This is a genomic window from Membranihabitans maritimus (assembly GCF_021729145.1).
GTDB classification, from domain to species: Bacteria; Bacteroidota; Bacteroidia; order Chitinophagales; family Saprospiraceae; genus Membranihabitans; species Membranihabitans maritimus.
Genome location: NZ_JAJSLW010000026.1, coordinates 38,475 through 64,534, shown reverse-complemented (window position 1 = coordinate 64,534; position 26,060 = coordinate 38,475). Strand labels below are relative to the sequence as shown.

12 protein-coding genes and 1 pseudogene are annotated in these 26,060 nt (G+C 38.9%); 9 read left to right on the top strand and 4 right to left on the bottom strand.

Going from position 1 to position 26,060, the window contains the following annotated elements; all coding sequences use genetic code 11:
- Window positions 1–1,574 (top strand): sulfatase (locus LVD47_RS21320; protein WP_236980486.1); only part of this gene is annotated, 1,574 nt, incomplete at its 5' end.
- Between the two features lie 108 nt (window positions 1,575–1,682).
- Window positions 1,683–2,558, top strand: a complete 876-nt coding sequence (locus LVD47_RS21315; RefSeq protein WP_236980485.1) for an endonuclease/exonuclease/phosphatase family protein — start codon at window positions 1,683–1,685, stop codon at window positions 2,556–2,558.
- A gap of 45 nt (window positions 2,559–2,603) precedes the next feature.
- On the opposite strand, the gene LVD47_RS21310 is transcribed toward LVD47_RS21315, so the two are convergent.
- Both LVD47_RS21310 and LVD47_RS24185 read right to left on the bottom strand, forming a co-directional pair.
- On the bottom strand, window positions 2,604–2,993 hold the full coding sequence (locus LVD47_RS21310; RefSeq protein WP_236980484.1) for a hypothetical protein: 390 nt from the start codon (window positions 2,991–2,993) through the stop codon (window positions 2,604–2,606).
- Window positions 2,990–3,127, bottom strand: a pseudogene (locus LVD47_RS24185) (type II toxin-antitoxin system HicA family toxin); the annotation flags it as partial. The gene LVD47_RS21310 and the pseudogene LVD47_RS24185, both read right to left, overlap by 4 nt.
- Before the next feature lie 173 nt (window positions 3,128–3,300).
- Here LVD47_RS24185 and LVD47_RS21305 point away from each other — a divergent pair.
- The 4 genes from LVD47_RS21305 to LVD47_RS21290 all read left to right on the top strand — a co-directional run bounded on the left by LVD47_RS21305 (window position 3,301) and on the right by LVD47_RS21290 (window position 8,996).
- Window positions 3,301–4,836 carry an arylsulfatase gene (locus tag LVD47_RS21305; RefSeq protein WP_236980483.1) on the top strand — a complete coding sequence of 512 codons (1,536 nt, stop codon included), beginning with the start codon at window positions 3,301–3,303 and terminating at the stop codon, window positions 4,834–4,836.
- A gap of 542 nt (window positions 4,837–5,378) precedes the next feature.
- Window positions 5,379–6,782 carry a sulfatase gene (locus tag LVD47_RS21300; protein WP_236980482.1) on the top strand — a complete coding sequence of 468 codons (1,404 nt, stop codon included), beginning with the start codon at window positions 5,379–5,381 and terminating at the stop codon, window positions 6,780–6,782.
- Window positions 6,783–6,820: 38 nt separating this feature from the next.
- Complete coding sequence (locus LVD47_RS21295) at window positions 6,821–8,290, top strand: sulfatase (protein WP_236980481.1); 1,470 nt, start codon at window positions 6,821–6,823, stop codon at window positions 8,288–8,290.
- A gap of 382 nt (window positions 8,291–8,672) precedes the next feature.
- Window positions 8,673–8,996: a PQ-loop repeat-containing protein gene (locus tag LVD47_RS21290; protein WP_236980479.1), complete on the top strand. Its 324-nt coding sequence runs from the start codon at window positions 8,673–8,675 to the stop codon at window positions 8,994–8,996.
- Here LVD47_RS21290 and LVD47_RS21285 read toward each other — a convergent pair.
- Window positions 8,985–9,584 (bottom strand): TlpA family protein disulfide reductase, encoded by a 600-nt coding sequence (locus tag LVD47_RS21285; RefSeq protein WP_236980477.1) that lies wholly within the window; start codon window positions 9,582–9,584, stop codon window positions 8,985–8,987. The two genes, LVD47_RS21290 and LVD47_RS21285, sit on opposite strands and share 12 nt — an antisense overlap.
- A 108-nt stretch (window positions 9,585–9,692) precedes the next feature.
- On the opposite strand from LVD47_RS21285, the gene LVD47_RS21280 reads away from it, so the two are divergent.
- Together LVD47_RS21280 and LVD47_RS21275 are read left to right on the top strand one after the other, a co-directional pair.
- A complete protein-coding gene (locus tag LVD47_RS21280) occupies window positions 9,693–12,545 on the top strand; it encodes a beta/alpha barrel domain-containing protein (RefSeq protein ID WP_236980475.1) in 2,853 nt (950 codons plus the stop codon).
- A 149-nt stretch (window positions 12,546–12,694) separates the two neighbouring features.
- Window positions 12,695–17,584, top strand: coding sequence for a T9SS type B sorting domain-containing protein (locus LVD47_RS21275; protein ID WP_236980473.1), 4,890 nt, complete (start codon window positions 12,695–12,697; stop codon window positions 17,582–17,584).
- A gap of 584 nt (window positions 17,585–18,168) precedes the next feature.
- Here LVD47_RS21275 and LVD47_RS21270 read toward each other — a convergent pair.
- Window positions 18,169–24,102, bottom strand: coding sequence for a right-handed parallel beta-helix repeat-containing protein (locus tag LVD47_RS21270; RefSeq protein ID WP_236980472.1), 5,934 nt, complete (start codon window positions 24,100–24,102; stop codon window positions 18,169–18,171).
- Window positions 24,103–24,446: 344 nt separating this feature from the next.
- Between LVD47_RS21270 and LVD47_RS21265 the strand changes: the two genes are divergently transcribed.
- Window positions 24,447–25,991, top strand: a complete 1,545-nt coding sequence (locus tag LVD47_RS21265) for a solute:sodium symporter family transporter (protein ID WP_236980470.1) — start codon at window positions 24,447–24,449, stop codon at window positions 25,989–25,991.
- Window positions 25,992–26,060 lie beyond the last annotated feature (69 nt).

Below are 26,060 nucleotides of genomic sequence, written 5' to 3'. Positions count from 1 at the left end.
AGAGCCGTATGATGCGAGAGTATCACGTACGGTTCTGTGAGAAACTCGGGGGGAAGTTCCCCGGGTTTACTCGACAATTTATGATGAAAATGATGGTTTTAAGTAAAAAATTCTTCTCGGGTTTAATTGGTTTGGTATTCATTTTTCTGTATTCGCCGCTTAATGCCCAGGTTGAAAGGAACTCAAAGGAAAAGTTTAATGTGCTATTTATTGCCATCGACGACTTGAATACCTGGATTGGAGCACTGGGGGGACATCCGAATACACAAACACCGAATATTGACAGACTGGCTAAGAAAGGTGTTATATTTTCTAATGCCCATTGCCAGGCTCCACTTTGTGGTCCTTCCCGAGCTTCCATCATGACAGGATTGAGGCCGTCTACCACTGGAATATACGGGATGATAGATGATAATAATATAAAATCCGATAACCCGGTGACCCGAGACTTACTTCTATTACCGGAATATTTTAATGAACATGGATATCATACTATGGGTATTGGGAAATTGTTTCATCAGCATGCACCCGATGATGTATTAAATGAATCCGGAGGACGATATCCAGGATTCGGACCCAAGCCGGAGAAAAGATTTATGTGGGAAGGGGATGGAGGAGGAGCCGGTTATGGAAGGACCAGTACTGATTGGGGTGGTTTTCCTGAATCTGATTCTTTAATGCCTGATGTGGAGTCTGCAGAATGGATTGTTGAAAGGTTGAATAGAGATTATGCAGATCCTTTTTTTCTGGCAGTGGGGTTTTTACGGCCCCATGTACCATGGTATGTCCCTCCTCATTGGTTTGAAGGTTTCGACCCTGATCAATTAACCCTACCCAATTACAAACTAGATGATCTGAATGATGTGCCGGAGGTAGCCATGAAGATCAACGATCTGCCTATGATGCCTACAACTGAGTGGGCATTGGAATCCGGAGAATATAAGAATATTATTCAGGCTTACCTGGCCTGTGTGAAATTTGTTGATGCTCAGGTAGGAAAAGTTCTGGATGCTTTGGAATCCAGTCGCTACAGTGAAAATACAATAGTGGTTTTGTGGTCGGACCATGGATATCGACTTGGGGAAAAAGGTACGTTTGCCAAACATGCACTATGGGAGGAAGCTACAAAGGTTCCTTTGGTGTTTGCAGGACCTAATATCGAAGGAGGCCGGGTGGTTGACCAACCAGTAGAGCTTTTATCGATTTATCCCACTCTTGTAGAATGGTGTGGGTTGCCGGCCTATGGTAGGAATGAAGGTAAAAGTTTGGTTTCACTGTTAAAAGACGATTACGACCCTTCAGTCAAGCATTACGCAATTACCACGTATGGAGAGAATAATCATTCTATCCGAAACTCCGATTTTAGGTATATCCGTTATGAAGATGGTACGGAAGAATTATACGATCACAGGATAGATCCCCATGAATGGTATAATAGGGCAGGTGATAGTCGATATGTTGAAATAAAAGAGCAATTGGAGAAACAGTTGCCACGAGTGAATGTGCCATGGAATATACATTCAGAATATAAGTACCAGCCCTATTTTGTCAAGCAAAAGGAAAGATCCCGATAAATTTTACCGGATATTAAATAATCTTTACTTAGGCCTGTAGTAAATACCTTTACAGGCCTTTTCTATATATTGTATAATAATTTTATTAGGAATAAATTTCAATTCTGGATGAGAACAAATACACTATGGGTTTCAGCAATGATTTCGGGATTCTCTTTCTTTTTCATATTGGGTTTGAATGCTCAAAACCTCAAAGTTATCTCCTACAATATCTGGGAAGGTATGAAAATGGATACAACAGAGGGAAAAGTGAAGTTTTCTGAGTGGATAAAGAGTCAAGATCCAGATGTGCTGGCCCTACAGGAAGTAAATTATTTTACACAATCCAAACTGGAAAATATCGCCCGGTCTTACGGACATCCTTATGCGGTATTGTTAAAAGAAACGGGATACCCGGTTGCCATTACGTCCAAATTTCCTATCGTCAATGTAGAAAAAGTGTTGGATAATATGCACCACGGGTTTATTAAGGCTGAAATTGAAGGCGTATCCTATATGGTGGTGCATCTTTCTCCCCACAAATATTGGAAACGGAGGGAAGAAGTGAAAACGATACTTTCTACGATTGATCATAATCCCACAAAAGAAGATTGGGTTATACTCGGTGATTTTAATTCACTATCTCCCGGGAATGAGGCTTTTTACAAAACAAGTGGGCTGGTAGAGAGGATGAAAGAATCGGCCGCCCGATATTCTTCTCATGAAAACCTGGAAGACGGGAAATTGGATTATGAAGTTATCCGACAAGTAGAAGAAAATGGATATGTAGACATCGTAGGGCATAGCATGGAAAATGTTGACTTTTCATTTCCTACAAAATCAATCCTGAAGGATGGGGATAAAGCGTCACTAAGGCGAATTGATTATATTTTTTTATCTCCCGGATTGGAAAACTCTGTGACGAATGCCAGAATTATAAAAGACGATTTTACGGACATGTATTCTGATCATTACCCGGTAATGGTGGAATTAAAGGTGAATTAATTGGTAAATGGAATAAAAGGGTATAGAATAGTTTATCCCTTCGTATTAAAGCAAGAACTGTACTTCGGTCAATTCCCGTCCGATTTGTTGAACTCCTTTCAAAATACGTCTGGTTTGGGCTGCTGATGGTTTTTTAATTCCCTTGATATATTGAGCTAAAAGACTTTGATTCATACCAATGCGCTGTGAAAGGGCTTTGGCATTAATGACCCTGTAAAAGGCAAAAAAACTTTCCAGGTCGTATTCGAACTGTATTTCATCTTCGGTATATACAAAGTTCTTATCTTCAAAAGTGGTATTAACCGCTTCTAATATCATCTCTTTTAAGTGTTCAAAAGTTTCTGCCTCGGTAGAAATAAAATTTTCATTTACCAAAGCTGTTGCATTGTATCCAGTATCCTCTTTTATGATTGTTATTTTGATTTTGGGCTTCATCTTTTATTTGTTTTAATGTCTGCCTGTTTTAGTATAGACGTTAATAGTCCTTTTTTTACCTCTTTTCCAGCATGAAATGGTACTGTCAATTGCTTGGGCTTTGTAGGGTGTCTCATAATTACATGGCTACCTTTTTGCCTTACTACAAACTAGCCATCTTTTTTCAATATTTTGAACAGTGTACCATATTCCACAATGTGTAAAGGTAATAAATTTATTACTTTTTTGAAAGGTACTAGCAAGAACTTATATTCTTTAATTCCATTTTTTGTACTTTTAATTTTTAGCTGATTAAATTCCTTGTCCAATGAAATTTCTCCAACTGTTTATACTATTTCTTTCCATTTTTGCTTGCCAGGAAGTATCCGATGAAGAAGTCGATAGTCAGAAGCCACCCAATATCATCTATATTCTTGCCGATGATCTGGGGTATGGGGATTTGGGATGTTATGGTCAGGAAAAAATAGAAACGCCAAATATTGATGCACTTGCGAAGAGCGGAATGAAGTTTACCCAGCATTATGCTGGTTCTCCGGTGTGCGCGCCCTCGCGATATATGTTTCTTACTGGAATGCATCCCGGTCACGCTTATATTCGCAGCAATCATGAGTGGGGGGAAAGAGGAGATGTATGGGATTATGAAAAAGCTATTTACGATCCCAATCTCGAAGGTCAAAAGCCTATCCCTGATCAGACTTTTACAGTTGGGGAATCCCTGCAAAAAGCCGGGTATAAAACGGCCCTTGTAGGGAAATGGGGGTTAGGAGCCCCACATACCGAAGGGTTACCCAATAGGCAGGGTTTTGACTTTTTCTATGGATATGTATGTCAGCGACAAGCCCATAACCTGTATCCGAGACATTTGTGGGAGAACGAAGAAAAAGTGTGGTTAGATAATGAAATTGTAGTTCCGGCTACAAAATTACCTGACGGAGCAGATCCATTGGATTCGACATCTTATGAAAAGTTTTTACAAAAAGAATACGCTCCCGAATTGATGCTGGATGCAACTTTGAAATTTATTGATGAAAATAAAGACAATCCCTTTTTCTTATATTTTGCAACTCCTATTCCTCACGCTCCGCTGCAGGTTCCACCGAAATATTATATGCGTTATGTTGAGAAATTTGGTGATGAAGAACCATACCTTGGGGGAATGGGATATTTTCCGCATCGGTATCCCCGCGCTGCCTACGCCGGAATGATATCGTATTTAGATGATCAAGTAGGTATTTTGGTGGAAAAGTTGAAAGATGAAGGTTTGTACGATAATACACTTATTGTCTTTACCAGTGATAATGGGCCTACTTACAATGGGGGCACTCAATCACCCTGGTTTGATAGTGGTGGCCCCTTCAATATTGAGCGAGGCAGGGGAAAAGGATATGTGTATGAAGGGGGTATTCGAGTGCCTATGATAGCCGCATGGCCAGGTGTCATAGCTCCGGGTAGTACGTCGGATGAGATTTCTGCATTTTGGGATATGATGCCTACTTTTAATGCAATTGCCGGGGTAGATACTACCATAGTAGTAGATGGAAAAAATTTGCTTCCTGTACTGAATGGAGAAAAAGAGTCTATTGGGCGTGAATATTTGTACTGGGAATTTCCTTCTTATCAGGGACAGCAGGCAGTGCGGATGGGTAATTGGAAGGGAATTAGACAAAATATCCAACAAGGGAATACTGAAATTGAGTTGTACAACCTGGAGGACGACCTTCAGGAAACCACTGATGTATCTGCGGACCATCCTGATATAGTAGAGAAAATAAGAAATATTATGACAGAAGAACACACTATACCGGAGTTGGAACGATTTCGTATGGAGGCTCTTGGTGACTGAATTGAGTCCGAACACAGGTAGGACCAAAGGTGGTAAATACACCTTTGATGAAGTTTACACACCTTTGGAGTGGAACCGAGGACTCCCTCCCGAGGCAATATAGAATGGAGTCCGACAGAATGAAGAACCAGAGTTATTGAATACAGCTTAGACGTAGTATATATATGATGGAAGCACCTGGGCTTAGTCCCAGAGCATGTACGATAACTTGCTCAATTGAACTTTGGCAAAACATTTTTTTTATCAGACGAGAAAACTTTTTTATGCTGGACGTGGGCGGGCATTTAAGTTTGCTAAAATTTCCATAAGGGAGTGAAAAAGATAAATTTTTTTAGCTGGAATTGACTTTAAGGTAAATGCAGTCGATTTATCAGCAAAATCAAACTAAGAATCAAATAAAATGGGTCTTTTGCTGCCGATTGATGAATTTTTCAACAAGTGATGTCCTTTGTATAAACAAACTCTTATTACCCATATAATTGCTACCGGTGAGGAAAAATCATTTCTTAGAACCCATAAGAACCACAAATTTTAATTGACTAATGAAAAATGTATTACTATTTCCAATCCTTATTGGTCTTTTTATTTTCGGATGCAGTGGCGACAATAGTTCAAAAATGGATTTTCAGCGTCCTAATATTATCTTGATAAATGTTGATGATCTTGGCTATATGGATACAGAATTATATGGTAATACTGATTTCTTTACGCCAAGTATTCTTCATTTGGCAGCGTCCGGCATGACTTTTACCAATGCCTATGCTTCTGCGGCTAATTGTGCCCCAAGCAGAGCCTCCTTGTTGTCCGGAATGTACAATCCAAGGCATGGAATTTACACGGTTGGTTCTTCAGAGCGGGGAAAGAGCAGGGATCGAAAGATCATCCCTACTGCGAATACGACCAGTTTGGCTGATAGTATAGTTACCCTCGCGGAAGAATTACAATTTGCTGGTTATTCAACAATTAGTATTGGGAAGTGGCATATAGGAAAAGACCCTACTACTCAGGGTTTTGACCAAAATATAGGGGGTACACACCGGGGGCATCCACCTACCTATTTTAGCCCTTATCAAAATCCCAAACTGTCGGATGGCCCGGACGGAGAGTACCTCACAGATCGTTTGACAACAGAGACTATCAAAGTAATCGAAAACTCGAATGCACCATTCTTCCTTTACCTTCCCTATTTTGCAGTTCATACACCACTTCAGGGCAAAGAAAAGTTGGTAAAAAAATATTTGAACAGAGGATTTACTCCAAAGACAGCAAATTACGGAGCGATGGTCGAGACGATGGATATGAATATCGGTCGAATTCTGGATGCATTGGATCACCTTGAGCTTCGCAAAAATACTGTGGTAATTTTTACCTCAGACAATGGGGGAATCACAGCAGTACATTCTCAGTCCCCTTTGAGAGCGGGGAAGGGTTCTTATTACGAAGGGGGGACAAAAGTGCCATTGATCGTATCATGGCCCGGGAAAATAGAAGAAGGGAGCCAAAGCGGATTGCCTGTGATAAATATCGACTTTTATCCGACTATTTTATCTTTAGCCAAAGCAGGCCGGACTGGTAAAGGCCCTTTGGATGGAGTGGATTTTTTGCCGGAGTTATTAGGGGAAGAACTTAATCCGGGGCGCAGTTTATTTTGGCATTTTCCTGTTTATTTGCAGGCGTATGACGGTCCTGGGGACGATGCACGGGATACCCTGTTCCGAACGAGGCCGGGTTCTACGCTTTTGAAAGGAAAATGGAAGCTTCACCATTATTTTGAAGATGATGAATACGAGCTGTATGACTTGAGTGTTGATCCGGGAGAACGGAATAATTTAGTACAATCCAAAGAAGATATTTCCCGGGAATTTGTAAAAGAGTTAAACAACTGGCGAAATAGTACGGGTGCGTCTGTACCTATGGAGCCCAATCCTGATTATGTAGAGAATTGAATAGGAAAATTTTGGTAACTATATTTGTATATTGTCGAATGAAATGTATAGATGTAAATGGTTTCTTCTTTTTCTTATTGCCGTTTTTTACGCTTGGAACATTATCTGCACAGGAGTCCCAAAGTAATCAAAACGTAATCGTAATAATTGCAGATGACCTGGGGTGGTCCGACCTGGGAATTTATGGTAGTGATTTGCATGAAACCCCCAACCTGGACCGATTGGCCCGTGAGAATGTCCGATTTAGTCAATTTTATTCAGCTAGCCCGGTCTGTTCTCCAACCCGTGCTTCCATTATTACCGGTAAACATCCAGCCCGACTGCATATGACCACCCATTTTGAAAATTCCGGTGATTATTCTGAATCATCGGCATTTGTTCATAATCGAAGAATGGTTAAACCTACTACTGTGGGCAATTTGCCTCTTGAAGAAGAAACCATAGCAGAAATATTCAAAAAGGCAGGCTATTTTACAGCTCATCTTGGAAAATGGCATTTGGGGAATTTTGATTATTATCCGGAGAACCATGGATTTGATATTAATATAGGAGGAACGGCCTGGGGGGCCCCTGACACCTACTGGTATCCTTTTGGTGGGAATAATTACCAAAAACAATTAAGATATATCCCGGGACTGGAGCTTGGGTCGCATGATAGCTCCTATCTTACTGATCGTTTAACAGACCGGGCTATAGAAATCATTGATGCTAAAAAGGACCAGCGGTTCTTTATTCAATTGTCTTATTACAATCCTCATACCCCGATTGAAGGGAAACCTGACTGGGTGGAATACTTCAAGAAAAAAGTGAAACCGGGGATGAAACATAAAAACTATAATTACGCTGCAATGATCGCCAGCCTCGATGAAAATGTGGGGCGCATTATAGACAAATTGGAAATAGAGGAAATTCAGGAAGAAACTATTATTGTATTTTTGTCAGATAATGGGGGTAGGATAGGACCTTATTTTGATTGGGAAACTGTAGCTAATAACCAACCTTTGAGATCTGGCAAAGGTTCATTGTATGAAGGAGGTATTCGGGTACCTCTTATTATTAAATGGCCTGGTAGGACAGAGGGAGGAAAAGTATGTAATATTCCTGCAATGACGACTGATTTACTTCCGACTTTGGTAGAGATGAATAATTTGAAAGCTTCAAGTGATGAAATCGATGGTTTAAATTTGGCAACTTTACTTGAGAATCCGGATTTTGAATTTGGGAGAGAATATTTGTTTTGGCATTACCCTCATTACTATTCTACTACCACTCCGGTTAATGCAGTCCGAAATGGAGATTGGAAGTTGCTTCACTATTTTGAAGATGATAAGATCGAACTTTATAACCTCAAAGGTGATATAGGTGAAACAGAAGATTTAACCAATATTTATCCGGAAAAAGCAAATGATTTGTATGGAAAACTGTTAGAATGGCGCAAGGAAGTTAACGCACAATTCCCGGCCTTCAATCCCGATTTTCATCCGGAGTCATGGGATAAAAATGATTGATTTTTCGTTCTGTTAAAGTTCAAATGTATGATTAAATCGCAACTCTTTTGGTAAGGCCTGAACTCGATGAATAATCAAATTGTCAAATGGAACGGGAGGTGGGTGGACAAGGCATGCTCCGTCTCTTGGCAGGCTGATCAGTTCTTAAAAATTGTGGCTTCTGCCTTTGAATTTTAAAGACTGTGAAAATGGCGAAGAATCTTTTATCTTCTGTAGCGTACCTATCGCTATATAATGTCTTTATTCTATCTACCCTTGCTTTGTCTCGCTAGGACATTTTCGAAGAGGGAAAAAACACCAAAGGTATACTATACCACAGAAATTTATAATTTGGTAATATTAAATTTCTATTTTTGCGTGATTCTTTACCAAAAATTGTGAAATGGATTTTTTAGATCATATATCAGATGCAGCTTTCGAGACAATTGGTTTGATCGCAGGATTAATGGGATGTCTGGTTATTGCGATTCAACTTGTCAAAGAAGTCAAGGTAAAAGAACCGAGTAGTATGTCTATTGGTTTTGTGTCAGGATGGTTTTTTATCTATTTTTTCTGGGCTTTGTACGGAATACGGTTTGACGCAATTGCCTTAATAATTACAAATTGTATTGCTATGGCCTTACAATTGTCCTTATGGGTTATTGTCGTTCGTAAAAATAGAGCCATTCGTTATAGGACGAGCTCTCATGCACAACTACAAAGTTAATCCCCTCAGGTAATTTTTAAATTTTTTGCTACTATAATTGGCCATTCCCTCGTGCTTTAAAATAATTTCACCTTCCTGGTTTATAATAAATGTTGTAGGAATACTATTGCTTTGCAGTTCTTTTGGCAGAGGCATTGTCAATGTAAAAACAGGAAAAGTAAAATTTTTATTGTCGATAAACTTATGTGCTATATTGGGATCATCATCGACGGATAGCATTATAAATTGAATATCACTAGAATTTTCAAATTCATTATAGAGGTCTTGAATTCCTGGCATTTCGGCCCTGCAGGGGGGACACCATGTTGCCCAAATATTGATAAAAAGAATTTTGCCACTATAGCTAAGTAAACTTTTAACACTGCCTGAATTTAATTCTTGCATTGTAAAGTTTGTCTTGTTCAGGTCGATGGTGGTCTTCTCATTCTTTTGTATTGGTTCAACGCTGGGATTAAGTAATCCCGTTGCCAGGATGCCCCGTTGTAATTGTCCGATGACCTCTGTATGATATCCTGTCAGGTAGATAATAGCAAAAATTACAATCGTCCAAATCCAATTCCATTGTCCTTTTTTTGATTCCTTTTTCATAGTACATTTACAAGATTGAATAATAAAAGAATTTTCAGGGAGATTTTGTTTTTAATAAATTTGCCTTTTGTGACTTTGAGTACGTTAGCATTTAAATGGTGATCAAATATGTTGGAGAATAAGTTTACGTACTGGTTTATCAGTTTGATAGTAATCATTTCTATTTGTGAGATAAAGAGTCAAAATCAGTTAAAAGAACTTGATTTATATAATGTTGAATTGGTTCGGTTCGATCAGGATTGGTTGGTAGACCCAGTCAATCAAAAGACGGGACTTTTTAGAACACAAAAAGGAGAATTAATAATCTCAAATGGGTTGATCAGTCGCAAATTCTCATTGCAACCTGACGGAGCCACCATTGGATTTCAAAACTTGATGAATGGAGAGTCTTTATTGCGTTCTATTCGGGCCGAAGCTGAATTGGTCATTAATAATGAGAAGATTACAATTGGAGGATTAACAGGACAGCCTATTCACAATTATTTGTTGGAGGAATGGATACCAGATTTAAAACCTGATTCGGGTTCTTTTCATTTAGTGGATGTAAAATGGGGAAAGACAAAAGAGCGATTTCCCTGGCAAAAAAGGCCGGAATGGATGTCCAGGGATTTGCCTTGGCCTGCACCGGGAACTTCTCTGATTTTTACATATAAAGGGAATGATAAATGGGTAGACTTTACATTGAATAAAAAGACTTCAGACCAGGGTAGAAGTGTAATTATCAGTGAATCTTTTGATGAGATTAATCCGGAGTGGAAGCTTTTTATCTCAAAAAGTAATACCAGGAACTCAATTGAAAATGAAGGAAAACCAGGTGAGATTATGGCAGAATCAAACCATGCGGTTTTTGCAGAACTCCCCAATCCAAAGAATGCCAAAGTATGGTTGTTAAACATTGATCCCGGAACAGATAACTCGACCGAAGGGGGGCCTGGTATTGTCCTGTTGGATGATAGCAAAACAGTAGTAAAATTTAATATAAATACTAATGAGAATTCTTTTGGAATATTTGACGGTAATCAGTATTGGACAAAAGGAAAATATGAAAAGGGGGAATCAATTACCTTGAGAGTAGAGCAGACAAAGGATTTTTTTGTGTTATCCTGGCTATCTGCTGAAGGGGTCTGCAAGGTAATAGAAAAAATAAGTATTACATCAGATGTTGATATTTCAAGGGTGAGAGTCGGCAAAACTGACCCAAAGGGGGGGAATTCAGATAAAGCCATCGGTGAAAGAGGGCGTTTGAGACTTAATCGTTTTCAAATTTTGGGTGAATATAAGGAAGGGACGGTTGATGAAATACGTAATAAGTTAATGAAATTGAAAGAAATACAAGTTCAAGTTCATTACGAAATGTACGATGGTATACCTCTGATGTCAAAATGGATAACAGTAAATAATGATACGGATGAAAGTATTACCATTAATACCTTCAAAAGTGAAATTCTTGCATGTGTAGAACCCGAAAGTTCAGTAGATGCAAAAAAGAATTGGATGTTACCGAATATTACCGTAGAATCCGATTATCGCTTTGGAGGTATGTCCAATGACAATTTATTTGAATCAAGTGTTTCCTGGGAGGTGGATCCATTATATTCTACACAGGTAAATTATAATAAAAAAGCACCTGTGTTACTCGTGGCATCTCCGAGATGGGGACCTGATAAAATTGTGGATGCTGGCGAGAGTTTTGAAAGTTATAGAATATGGGAACTGATTCATAGTAGCCGGGATCGGGAACGAAAAGGACTTGCGCAACGAAGAATGTATCGTTCGCAAGCGCCCTGGGTTACTGAAAATCCTATTTTGATGCATGTAAGGAGTGCTGATACGGAGTCTGTCAAAAAGGCAATTGATCAAAGTGCTGAAGTAGGGTTTGAGATGGTAATTATGACTTTTGGAAGTGGTTTTTCTATGGAGGATACTTCTGCTGAAAATATTACCAGAATGAAAGAATTGGCTGATTATGCACACAGTAAAGGAATAGCTTTAGGGGGGTATTCTCTATTAGCCAGCCGGAGTATTGGTAAAGAAAATGACGTTGTAATGCCGGAAGGCATGAAACCAAGATTTGGTCATTCACCTTGTCTGGGAAGTAAATGGGGCCAAAATTATTTTCGGACTTTATATCAGTTTTATGAAAAAACAGGTCATGATATTTTGGAGCACGACGGAAGTTATCCAGGTGATGTATGTGCATCTGAAGGCCACCCCGGTCACAGAGGTCTGATGGACTCCCAATGGGAGCAATTTGAGATGATAAAGAATTACTACGAATGGTGCCGGGAAAGAGGTATTTATCTCAACGTGCCGGATTTTTATTTTATGGCCGGGAGCAATAAAACAGGTATGGGGTATAGGGAAACCAATTGGTCGCTTCCCAGAGCCCAGCAAGAGATAATCGAAAGACAAAATATTTACGATGGCACCTGGGAGAAGACTCCTTCAATGGGATGGATGTTTGTCCCCCTTGTCCAATATCATGGAGGAGGGGAAGCGGCTACAATCGAACCATTGAAACATCACTTATCTCATTACGAACAAAGGCTTGCTAACTTATTTGGGGCCGGAGTTCAAGCATGTTACCGTGGTCCACAATTATTTGATTCGCCCAAGACAAAGCGAGTGGTGAAAAAATGGGTAGATTTTTATAAAGTGCACCGGGACATTCTGGATAGCGATATCGTACATATTAGAAGACCGGATGGGAGAGACTTTGATGGGTTTATGCATGTCAATCCGACTGGGGATAAGAAGGGGTTAATTATGTTGTATAATCCTTTAGCGGAGGATTTGAAAAAAGATATTCCGATAAATGTCTATTACACCGGGTTAAAATCAAAAGTAAGGGCGACAAGTCAATCTGGGGAACAATTGGAGCTAAGTATTGACAGGCATTATCAAATTCACCTTCCGGTTTCAATTCCGGCAAAGGGGTGGCAATGGTTTGTTCTAAAGTAAGAGGGTGATTTTGAAATATTAACATAATTCAATTAGTCTAAATTGTTGTATATTAACTTTTAGTGAATCACAATTAATTATTTGGCATTATTTATGCTTTTCTGAAGGTGAATATTTAAAAAAAACTAGGGTCACTACTGATTTGAGTAATGAAATTATATAGCCTATTTGTTTTGCTGATAATACCTTTTCTCTGCGCTGGTCAGGAAGACTATTACTTTGTAGCTGAGAATAGCCCTAATTGGAGCGATATACAGAACTGGAGAACCAGTTCGGGAGGGAATATCCAAAACGATCAAATTCCAACATCTTCCAATACAATTATTATAGATGACAATAGCTTCGTCAATGGTTTCAATGAGATTATAGTAGACTTAAACATAGCGGCATGTAATAATATTCAAATTAATACATCCAATAGTTTTACATTCCGAATCGAAGAAAACAATACTTTGGTCATTTATGGTGGTGTAAATGGAAACGAAGATGTAAGTTATGAATTTTTAGGGAATTTGGAATTTACCGGAAATAGTGAAAAATCTATTGAATTTGGAAGTGAAGTAGCGGTTAACAATCTCACCATTGACGGACAGGATGGTAAATGGTTTTTTAGAGATAACTACAACATTGCAGGGAATTTGATTTTAGGAGATGGTGCTGTAGATTTTACCAATCTGACAATTGATGCGAATAAGGGTATATTCAAGCCTACGTATTACCTGGAGGCAAGTTTTACTAATGTAAATATGTACTTTCATTTCGCCGAGAAAAATATTCAATATACGTATTCAGAAGAATATTCATTACAGTTTGAAAGTACGGATTTAATGGACTTGAATCACGAGAACTGTTTGATTAGCATAACTGGAGAGTATCCTTCTGTTTATATAGATGAACAGGGAAGTTTGGACCTCGACATCCTGAACCTGGAATCTTCAAAATATTCCAGTCTTAATTTTACCAATGTCTTTTCCAATCCGGCTGAGCTAAATCTCAATGAATTGAATCTTTCTGGGAATGCGAGAGTAAACGCCAACGTAAATTCTCAAATTGTAACTATAAAGGAGGGTACTGCAGTAGAACTACTTTCAGGGGGAGAGTACTTTTGGGAATACATAAAGGCAGTAGGATCTTGTACAGAGTTGATTTCCATTAGTTCTGACCAGGCTGTTATCAGGACGGAAAATACGAATATAGAGAATGCAATATTGATCAATCTAGAATTTGTCGGCAATGCAAAAGCAGTTTCGACTTCGGTATTAGGTAATACACGGGGAATTGAAATAATAGAAGGAAGTTCCGAGACTTTTTATTGGATAGGGGAGGATGGAAATTGGAGTGATGAAGCTAATTGGAGTTATAGCTCGGGAGGATCACCGGCAGGATGCATTCCTTCGGGCAGTGACGATGTTGTTTTTGATGATAACTCTTTTACTTCTCCTAATCAAAGAGTTACGATTGAGGGTGACTCTTATGCTAATGATTTTCTCTGGAAATTGACCAATATGGGAAACTTACTTTTTCTGGAAAACAATTCAAGTCTCTTTATAAATGGTTCTTTATTATTTGACCAGAAAGCAGAAATTTGGAATGAAGGGCGTATAAAATTTGTATCAAATTCAGAGGAGGTAATAAAAACTTCAGGAACGGAGATGGAAGGAGAATTGATTTTTCAGGGTGTAGGATCCTGGAAACTGGAATCCGACTTTATTTCTAAAGGGTTGTTAAAATTGAATTCGGGGAGGTTAATTTTAAATTCGAATGATCTGATATCGAATGGAATTTCGTGTGAAGGGAATATTGACCGGACTTTGGATATCTCTAATTCTAGTTGGTATGTCCAATCTGCTGAAGGAACCACTATGAACAGTGTTAGGTTTTATGGAGATCAGTACAAAATTGAAAGTGAAAATTCACATGTTTTTGTGGAGTCTGGAAATTCTATTTCTTTTTATCGGGGATCAAATGCTTCCTCCATACAATTTGACTCCCTGACAATACGAAATGCCAATGCCTATATTAATGTTAATAATGGTATGGCTTTTTCTGCTAATTATTTAAATTTTGAAGCCGGAGTAAGGCTTGGAGGATTATTCGATACTGGAGAGGTCTTTTTTTCGCAGGAGGAGGTTTATGAATTTGCGGCAGGAACATTGCTGAGTGCAGGTTCGGTATCTGTACTTTCGGGTTGTAAGGAATCCATTATATTTTTAGGCCTGAGTGAGAAGGATCCCGCTAATTTCGACTTTCCTGTATCTACAGAAATTCCGGGCCTGGTTGCCCAAAATATACACGTTATTTCCGGGGATATAGTCGCACAAGGTGGTTTGGATGTTGGGAATAATGCCGGTGTTTCATTTACAGAAGGTGGTCGTCGTGTTTTGTTTTGGGTAGGAGGAAATGGAAATTGGGAGGATAGTGAAAATTGGTCGCTCAAATCAGGTGGTGTTGGTGGAGAATGTCCGCCCGGGCCTATGGATGATGTCATATTTGATGAAAATTCGTTCGATGCTGCATCGGATAAGGTTTCCACAAATGATCGGGATTTAAAGGAAATCCTCTTACATAATTTAACCTGGGATTTTGATGCCTTATCCGTTAACCTTGATGTCATTGGTGAATTTTATGTTTTTGGTTCGATATACATCAGACAAGAATTAGATATAAATGCTTCATTTAAATTATTATCCCCGGAAGATGAAGAATTTTTCTTTAGCAATTCAAATATTACAGTACTGGATGTATATGGCCAGGGAAATTATGGTTTAAAAGATAATTGCATTAGTGAGTATGTTAACTATTATAATGGTGTTCTTGAACTTGAGAATTGTCATCTTTCAACATATGGAATAAGTATGTACCTGGATATCGATGGCCCTTTGAAGCTTTTAAATTCGATTGTCGAAATAGAGAATCCGATAAGGTCAGGATACGTAAATATCCGGGAGGAAAATGTGATATATGGAATAGACTGTGATGATAATAGTCAAATAGAGATGGTCGGAACTGAAAATTTGGTTCAGTCCAATTCTAATGTCGGGTTGGGACGTCTGGTAATCAAGGAAGAGAACTCAAATAACCATTTTAATACAGTGGGTGGTGACGGTAGAATCCACTTTCAGCATTTGGAAATAACAGGAGATAATACCTTTAGCGGAGAATTTGAAATGGATAGTTTGATCGTTCATCCGGGGAATAATCTTTTTTATCAACCGAATACTTACTCAAAAGTGAATAACTACTACCAATATTTAGGCAATAACTGCCTTACTTCTACCTGGGAAAATCTAAATCCGGGTGTACTTGAACAGGTGAATTTTGAAGTTAATGCAAATACGACAGTTTTACAGGATCATATTGAAATGACAGGGATCCAGGGCAAGAGTCCCGGGGAGCTAAAAGCCGGACCCCATAGTAATAATATTAATAGTTCAAATACAGGCTGGACTTTTGAAGACCGTACTGTAGGTAATAAAGAATACGGGATCTTAGGTCCTGATGTAATTTTTTGTGATTCCGTTGAGACATTTACCCTCAATGAAGATAATATTTTCAATGCTTTGGAAGTCCTGTGGAATGATGCTATAGGAACACAAGAACTAACAATTACGGATCCTGGTGAATACACGGTAGAGCTTACTTATTCATCGGGATGCAAGCTAAAAGACACTTTGTCGGTAAATTTATTTGATGAAGTAGTCTTTGATCTGGGAGAAGATATAGGGTTGTGCGAAGGGGAAAGTGCATTTCTTTCAGCATCGGGTTTTGGAAGTGAATTTAATTATTCTTGGAATACTGAAGACACTACCAAGGATATTTCAGTGGAGGAACCTGGTCTTTATATACTTACAGTTGAAGCTGGTGAGTGTATTGTAGAAGATTCCATTACTGTTGAAGTGTTTGAAAAACCGGAATTGGATCTGGATACATTAATCGATACCGAGAGATGTGAAGGTGACCCTGTCGAACTGGATCTTTCTGAATGGGGAAATAGAGTTGTTTGGGCTGGAGATACGGTTACTTCACCTATTTTAATAGATCAATCAGGAATTTACATTGCGGAAGTTATGGCAGGAAATTGTTCTTCAAAAGATACTATTGAAATTGTTTTTTATCCTCCACCAGAATACGAAATAGTAATGCCCGAATCGATATGTGAAGGGAAGTCAACAGTCTTAGAAGTTGTTTCGTCAGGTAATTCTATTGTATGGGATAATGGGAATACATCCTTTTTACGGACAGTACAACCCGAGGCTACAACGTCCTACCACTTTGATCTTCAGTCGTCTGCTTGTGCCATAACAGATACAATAACGGTTGAGGTAAATACTGCTCCTGTAACAAACCTGCTTTTTGAAAAGGACTTTTTATGCGGAGATGAAACAATTTTATTAGAGGCTGAAACAACTGGAGATGGATTGGAGTGGTCAGATGGAAGTACGGGGGATGCGCTCCTGGTGAATGGGGTAGGGAATTATTTTGTAAAAGGAGTATTGGGTAATTGTACTGATTCTGTGGCGGTAGAAATTAATGAAGTTGGAAAAATTGATTTGGGGTTGGTGTCAGATACTACACTTTGTAGAGAGGAATCCATCACGCTTTCTCCGATAGTTGAAGGTCTTGAAGAAATTAAATGGAATGGGGTAGAAGGTGGAAGTGAAATGGTCTTTCAGGGTGATAGCGAAATAATAATAGAAGGACTCTATCAGGGTTGTCTGGTTTCAGATACTACCATTTTAAGAACTAAGGATTGCGGTCCATCTGAAATTTCTTTGCCCAATGCATTTTCACCTAACGGGGATGGCAAAAACGACCAATACAAGCCCGTTTACAATCCAGAATTATCGATCTCCGTATATCACTTTCGGGTCTTCGACCGTTGGGGTAGTTTGATATTTTCTACAGATAATCCTTCCGAACCCTGGGATGGTTCAGGGTTGGAAGGCGTTTATATTGTTTCTTTAAGAATGACGTATATCAATTCCTCAGAACGGGAATTTAGCTTTGAAGGGTCAGGAGATGTGACTATTTTACGATAGAGTAGAGCTTTTGGATTTGGCAACGATAAAAAACCTTGAAGTTTTCTGATTTATTCTGATTTCACTTTGTATAATTTCCGGTTTATCTGTGAAGGGAAAGCCCGTAAAACCTTCAAGGTTTCTACTTACACTTTTGGAGCTGGATAGTGATAAAAACCTATGGGCTTATAATTAAATATATAATACTTAAAGTGAGCTAAAGTCCGTGAAGTACTTAGAGTGCCTAAAGTTAGTAAATTTGAATCGGTAATGTCCGACCCTATATTCTCCGCTTACATGTAGTTTTCCACTCACCTCAATAGATAACTTTAAGTACTTACAAATCTAAATATTTTAGGCATTTGTAACTTCAAGTGTCTGGAGTCCGTGAAGTATTTAGAGTGCTTAAAGGTAGTAAATTTGAATCGGTAACGTCCGACCATATTCTCCGCTTATAAGTAGTTTTCCACTTACCCCAATAGATAACTTTAAGTACTTCCAACGCTAAGTACTTTAGGCACTTCCAACCACGTCTTACGTGGTAAACTCTAAGTACTTCCAACTTTAAATACTCCAGTCACTTCCAACTCCAAATACTTTAACTCTTATTGCATAATAATTAATTTTTTGTGTCCTATTAATTCTTCATCTTTCATTAAATGAATATAGTATAAGCCGTCGATAACATTATTTAAATGAAGCGTTTGGCGATTTGATACTTCACCACTTTGGATTATTTTTCCATTCCCATCCATTAATCTGAAGGTATAATTTGAATCGTCGGGAAGCTTCAGGTGGATTTTTCCATTGCTGGGATTAGGAGAGATTTCCCATCTAAAAGTCTTATGACCGGAAGAAGCTATAGTGAATATTCTTTCCGAAGAATTGATATCGGTGGAATTATCCGGAATAAATTCTTCTATTGGCGACAAGGTGAGTAATCCCAGGTCCAGAGTAGAGTCTTTTGTTAGTTCAAGAGTGTCAGACCACCCCTTTAAATTGAATAATGTATCAGGAGACAGGACATATTCTTCAGGTATCTCTACCTTGACTTGGTACGTGCCGGGTAGAATAGAAGTAAAGTAAACCTTCCCCATTTCACCAAACCAATTTTGTGAAAATGTAGCGTCGACTTTGATAGTATCTCCGGATGAAGTATCCAAACGGAATAAGTCGAACCTGATACCGTTTTCACCAATTTCTCCATCGAAGCGATCCGGAATAGTATCATTGTGATAAGCAATGCGAGAAGTAAAGGATGCGTATTGTGATTCATTGTCTTTTATAAATACCATTTGTTCTTTGAACGTTTCGTGCCCGACCAGATCCCGTGCAATCCATTTCCGGGAAAAAGCTATAGTGTCTGTGGTGATTGGATTCACTATGGGTTTAGTGATTACCGTATCCCAAACCACATAATTGCATATGTCGAGTATGATAACATTGGGATCTATTTCCGGGAGGGAATCTGGAGATGAAATGGTAGTATCTTGTGGGAAAAATTGAAAAACAGGCCCTGCAAGATCGTACAATCCAAGGTGAAAGTCCAGTTCTGCTTCATTGCCGCATTCATCTTCGACAGTATAATTGTAATTAAGTAATTTATACATTCCGAATGGTGAATGAATTGGTAGTATGTTGCTAAATATATTCGTTTTTGCTATTGCTTTGTTACTGTTATCGGTCCAGGAAATGTCACTTTGGGTAGCGTCAGGGTAAATACAATCGACTAAATGAACGGTATCACCGTTTTGTATCCCCTCTAAAAAAGGAGCTACTCTAGTTATTTCAGGATTAGATTGGTCTGTAAAAATAATTTCTCTTGTTTCGGTGGTTACATTTTGACAGACATCAATCGCTGTATAGGTTCGTTTTATCGATTTTGTATCGCCACAATATTGCCGGATAGTTTCATCATTAGTAAAGTTTGTAAAACTTGTGTCATGTGTTATCCTGAAGTCGGGAGAAGAATTAATTTCACTTACGTCGATCATGTCTTCATCGAGAATAGTAATTTCCGGACCCATTTCGTTACCGATAATTATGGTTTGAATATAAGAAGTGGAATTCCCCGAAAGGTCGGTAATCTTATAGGTCCTAGCCAATTCTTCCCCACATGCTATCGCTGATGTTTTTTCATTAATATCCAGTGTGACCATTCCACCGCATTGGTCTTCGTATTGTACAGGGTAATTCCCGGGAACCGTTTCAGATTCCTGGATGTAAATAGTATCGTTCTCCGGTAGGTCTGTAAACCCTGGTGCCAATTCATCCTTGACGATCAGATTAATTGTTTCCTGGAAAGATTGACCGCCTGAATAGGTGACGGTAACAGTGGTAGTATTTGATTGCCCGACATCTGAACAATTAAATGTAGCCGGAAAAAACTTAAAAGAAATGTCAGTGCAACTGCCGAAGTCGTAATCTATCATTGAAGGACTGATGGAAACGGAATCTGGATTGATTTCATTTAATGTTACGGTGACTGAAGCTGTAAGTATATTTGGAACTATCGCAGTTAGGCCGGATTGTATGGCTCCCATATCATCACCATTGCTGGCAGCACCTATTGCAGGGGAACACTCGGTAAGGTCTACGTTTGAGAAATTTGAGACAAAAAGCGGGTCCCCGGCAAGGTTGTCTGTTCCATTGGGTGTCAATCCGCTATTATCGTAACTGGTGAGTAAATTGTGGTTCCCATTGATAGCAGCCACATTATTGATGTCTGGTCCATTGCCGGCATTGTTCAGGGCAACGATTGAATTGTGGATTGATAAATCTCCAGAGTAAGATTGGTATGTTTCATTTTGTAATCCACCACCGTTGTCAGCGCTATTATTGGTAATAGTAGAGTAGTCGATTCCCAAATCCCCAAAATTGGCCATGCCACCACCAATTTCAGAGGAATTTCCTTCCATAATGACTTCTACCAATTCTGCATTTTTGAGATTGTGAATTCCTCCTCCCCAATATTTTGATTGATTGTCCAGTACTTCAGATTGACTGACTAGTAAAGTCCCGTTATTCCAAATACCTCCACCGTTGTAATCAGAGGTGTTGTTGTTTATTTTAGAAGTGGAGAAGGCGATTTTATTGTCTATATTGTAGATTCCGCCTCCATTATGGGAAGCTGAATTATTATTGATTTGAGATTCCATAATCTTTAGGTCCATACTGCTATTGTGAATTCCCCCACCTGATCTTGCCTTGTTATTCTTTATGATGGTATTCTCTATATTTACCATACCATTACCACCAATGATGTTAATTCCCCCGCCATTATTGGAAGCAATATTACCAATAAATTCAGAATCATTTATAGAGTAGTTATTGATCACATCCACACTGATACCTCCTCCGTTATTAGCGGAATTTCCATTGATTTGAGAACCCATGATCGAAAAGGAGATAGCTCCGGACAGATAGCTGCTATAGATTCCGCCTCCCCATGTAAATGCAGAATTGTTATTAACCTCCGAATCTTCTATTATTAAGGCCCCTTTTTCATTATGTATCCCCCCTCCCTTATTACCGGTGGAGGAGTTGTTATTGATTTTAGAATTTTCGATAATAAGGCTTTGCTCATTAAAAAAGATTCCACCACCGCTATTATTGCTTTTATTCTCAATAATAGTTGCGTTTTGTACCAGATGTGTTCCGTTACTTAAATAAATCCCTCCTCCGAACTGAGCGGCTTCATTGGATTTGAATTGAGAATTATTTTTTAGGGTTACCGAATGCGTGGAATACAACCCTCCTCCATTTCTTGATGCGGTATTTTCCAAAATGGTTGAGTGGTCTACTTCCAGTGTAGAGCGGGAAAAAATTCCCCCACCGTTATTTGCTGAGTTTTGTTGAAATGTGGAATTTTTAATATTGGCTGCAATATTGCTTCTGATAAAGACACCTCCTCCGTTTCCCGCTGCTTTATTATTTGAAAATACGGCATTGTCTGTAGAAAAAGAGGCATTGCTACCCGAATCAATAAATATGCCGCCTCCACTATTCGTAGTTTTGTTGTTTCCTATTGAAGAATTCTTGATAGATAAAATGGCATTTTCATTAAATAAGCCTCCGCCTCCGGAAGCACCTGTATTTTCATTTCCATTAATCTTGGATCCTTGGACTATATTTAAGACTCCATCTCGTATTAAGATCCCTCCAGCTTTAAGGGCTTTGTTAGTATTTACCTGACTTTCTGATATCAAGGAAGTTTGACCGCTGTGGTTAATCCATATTCCTCCACCTGTTTGTCCGGCAATATTATTGTTTACCAGACTGTTGTTTTTTATCGTTACCGGTTGGGTGACATGTATCCCTCCTCCGTTTTCCGAAGCACTATTATTGTTGACAGAAGAATTATCGATTTCCAGTTCTGAAAGCGAATAAATACCTCCGCCATGGTTTGTAGCGGTGTTTTCTGTCAATTGGGAAAGGGATTTTATTGTCAACATTCCGGAACGATGATACAATCCGCCACCGGATGTTGAACTTTCATTTTGAGACAAGGTTGTTGACTCGATATTTAGATTACCTTTGAAAATAAAAAGCCCTCCTCCGGCATTAGCTCTGTTCATGATAAGGTCGGATCCAGCAATTTCTGATGTTCCCTGATCCATAAATATTCCGCCTCCCTGCGAGTTTGCTTCATTGTTTTTAAAGATTGTTTCTGAAATAGTTGTATTGGCTTTCATCCATAAACCTCCACCCTGATTCGAGCTTGTGTTATTTTTAAACTCCGAATTAGTAATAGAGTTTGAGTTGTTATTTGGGTAAAGTATGACTCCTCCTCCGTATGAAGCGGTATTCTCATTGATTTTGCTGTTTTCAATTGTTAAATGTGCCCCGGGCAATTCCGCTACATAAATTCCGCCTCCCGGACCAGAGGCCGTATTTTTATTTATTGTTGAATTTTTGAATGTTGTAGTGGTGTTAGTATAGATACCACCTCCTTTTTCAGAAGCATCATTTTCGGAAATATCAGCTCGATCAGTGGTCAAGGAAGCATTATTTCCGTTGGCGATAAATATGCCTCCTCCGTTTGCCGGGGTTTTATTATTTTTTATAGAGGACTGATTGATTGTTAATTCTGCATTGGCATTATAGATTCCGGCACCGTCAAAATATCCGGTATTTTCATTATTAGTCACACTAGAGTTTTGGGTTATTTCTAGATTTCCGTCTCCGATAAGGATGCCTGCGGCTCTAAGTGCTCTGTTATTGTTGACGTTGCCAGACGATATGGTTGAAGATTGACCTCCGTGCGACATCCAGAGTCCTCCGCCCGTTTGCCCCGCATTATTTTTATTGATCTTTGTATTGTTTTTTATGTCAAGCTTTGTTCTGGAGTATATCCCTCCTCCGTCCGTAATGGCTTCATTCTCGTTAATTTTGGAGTGGTCTATAGTTGTTGAACCGGAATAGACATAAAGTCCTCCCCCGTACCTTGCATTATTTTGATTTACTTCAACATTCTCAAGATCGAGGTTACCTTGGTTGTATATTCCTCCTCCTTCGGTATTGGCCACATTGCCATTGACCGAGCACTCAATTAATGTTCTGGTCCCTCCTCCTGACCGGATGTGGATTCCACCCCCTCCATAGTGCGTAGTTTCATTGTCATTTATTTCACTATTGATCCCATAAAGACTCGCATTATTGCCTATATAAATTCCTCCCCCATCAATTTTTGTAGTATTCCCATTGACTTGTGATTGGTTTATTAATTCCAACTTTCCATCATATATATAAATTCCCCCTCCGTTTTCTTCAGCTGAATTATTATTAATCCTGGAATTATTGACTATGCAATCAGAATTGGAGTATATCCCTCCTCCTCTGCGTTTGGCTACATTATTTAATATTTCGGAGTCTGTAATTGTTAGTGTTCCTTTACTCATAAAGATCCCCCCACCGCTTCCATTTGTTTTATGGATGGTGTTATTTTGGATTTTCGTATCCATAATTTTCAACTGTGACCCCTGAAACAATATTGCTCCTCCCGATGCACCTTGATTTCCCGAAAGAATACAATCCCTGAGTGTGAGGTTGCCTGTATTTAAATAAATTCCACCACCGTACAGGTCCGAGTTATTATCCAAAATTTCGCAATTAATGATTTCAACATTGGAATAAAAGACTATAATGGCCCCATAGTTTTTGGCATTTTTAAGAACCATATTTTCTATTTTAACGGTACTGTTGACAATTTGAAAAATATAAAATGATTGTGAACAGTTTATAGTGAAATTGCTGTGTCCAATAATTGTGAGGTCTTTGTCGTTTATTTCAATCCCCACGAAACCATCCATATCAATGTTTGTGACGGAAGGATCGATAATTATAGAATCCCCCGATGCAGCGTTTTCGATTTCATGTCGGAGTGTCCCTGGACCAGGAGCGGGTGTTTCTTCATCAGAGGTTACTATATGCGTAGCACCATGAAGGGAATTTGGCGTCACCAGTGTTGATAGAAGGAAAATACATGTAATCCAGGAGACAGAATTTGATAAAATTTTGAAATTGGATAAATGGATCATAGTGATTAAGATTATATTGTTCAATTAGGGTTGCATTGCGAAATTAGGCTTGATTTCAGACTTTTTTGTACGTGGTACCACGTAGGGATGATTTTACTTGTCTGTTAAATTCCTTATTAATGTGATGATGATTAGTTACCGCTATCGTTTTAATAGGGGTTGATCTTGCCGGAAAGTTTTAAAACACGATTTTTTTTAAGTAGAAATTTGCCTTGATTTGAGTTTTGAGGTGGTCGGATATGGTGGATTAATATTTTTATATTGTTTAATTCGTGAGTTTTTTATTGCATTGTGAGGCAATTATTCGTAATATGGTTTTTTGTTTCAAAAAAACCGATTTATAGATGGACTTTGCCTTTCTTGATATTTTGGCTTTTGTTGGGTTTTTATTATTTGTCATTGGTGTATCCTTATATGTTTCTCGAAAAAAAGAGAATACAGAAGATTATTTTCTTGCTGGAAGGTCATTGTCCTGGTGGGTTATTGGCCTTTCACTGATCGCATCCAACATCTCCACGGAGCATTTTGTAGGTATGGCCGGACAGGGATTTCGGGGTGACATTGGATTGGCCATTGCGAGTTTTGAGTGGATTGCAGCCTTTGCATTGATTGTTGTAGCTATTTGGTTGCTTCCCCGGTTTTTACAATCGGGCATATATACGATCCCGGAATATTTGGAGTATAGGTTTGACAGGCGTACCCGTACATTAATGTCTATATTTATGTTGGTATTCTATGTGTGTATCACAATTGCCACCGTACTGTATGCCGGTGCCTTTGCCCTAAAGGAAATCTTCGGGATGTCATTGGTTAAAGGGGTTTGGTTAATAGGTTTGACAGGTGGATTATACACGGTTTATGGGGGGTTGAAGGCGGTAGTTTGGTCGGATGTGATTCAGGGAACAGCATTGTTGCTTGGAGGGGCTTTAGTGACATGGCTGGGTATGCGTGAGATTGGTGGTTGGAATGAATTTGTTTCACTGTCGGAAGGAAGGCTTCATACAATATTACCGTTGGATCATCCGGAACTACCGTGGTTGGCGGTTTTTGTAGGTGGAATGTGGATACCCTGTTTATTTTATTTTGGATTGAATCAATTTATTACGCAAAGGACATTAGGGGCCAAGAGTATTGAGGAGGGGCAAAAAGGTATTTTATTTGGTGCTTGTATTAAGTTAGTGATTCCATTTATTATTGTTTTTCCCGGTATTATCGCTTATGAGTTATATGGAGACCAGATAGCCAATGGCGACTCAGCTTATCCGGTGTTGATTACCAATTTATTACCTGCCGGTTTGGTAGGGATAATGTTTGCAGCTTTATTCGGTGCGACAATGAGTACATTGGATTCTCTTTTGAATTCCGCAGCTACGATTTTTGTTATAGATATTTACAAGCCATTTTTTAGCCCCGAAGCGACACCAAAAAAGGTTGTGCTTGTGGGAAGAATATGTACTTTTATACTGATGATTATAGCCTGTTTATGGGCGCCGATCATAAGTTCGTTCGAAGGCGGATTGTATTTATTTTTGCAATTGTATTGGGGCTTTGTACAACCCGGGGTAGTGGCAGTATTTTTCCTCGGCTTGGTATGGTGGAAAGTTCCGCCACAAGCTGCCTTTTGGGGCATGCTTTTAAATATACCGGTATATGGTCTTTTACTTTGGCTATTTCCGGACATTGCCTTTTTGCACCACATGAGCCTGACTTTGCTTACTGTATTGGCATTTATGGTGATTTATACGTATTTTAAACCCTTAACCACGAATGAAAAAGTTAAAGGGATACCTATTAAATATGAAAAGGATTACAAGCTGTCCCCGGTAGTCAAGTATTGGGCAATAGGGGTGTTTGTTGCTACAGTGTCTCTGTATGTGGTTTTTTATTAAGAAAAGTACTTAGAGTTATTAGTGTCTGGAGTACGTAAAGTTTGCAGGGCCAGGAGTTGAAAGTCCAGT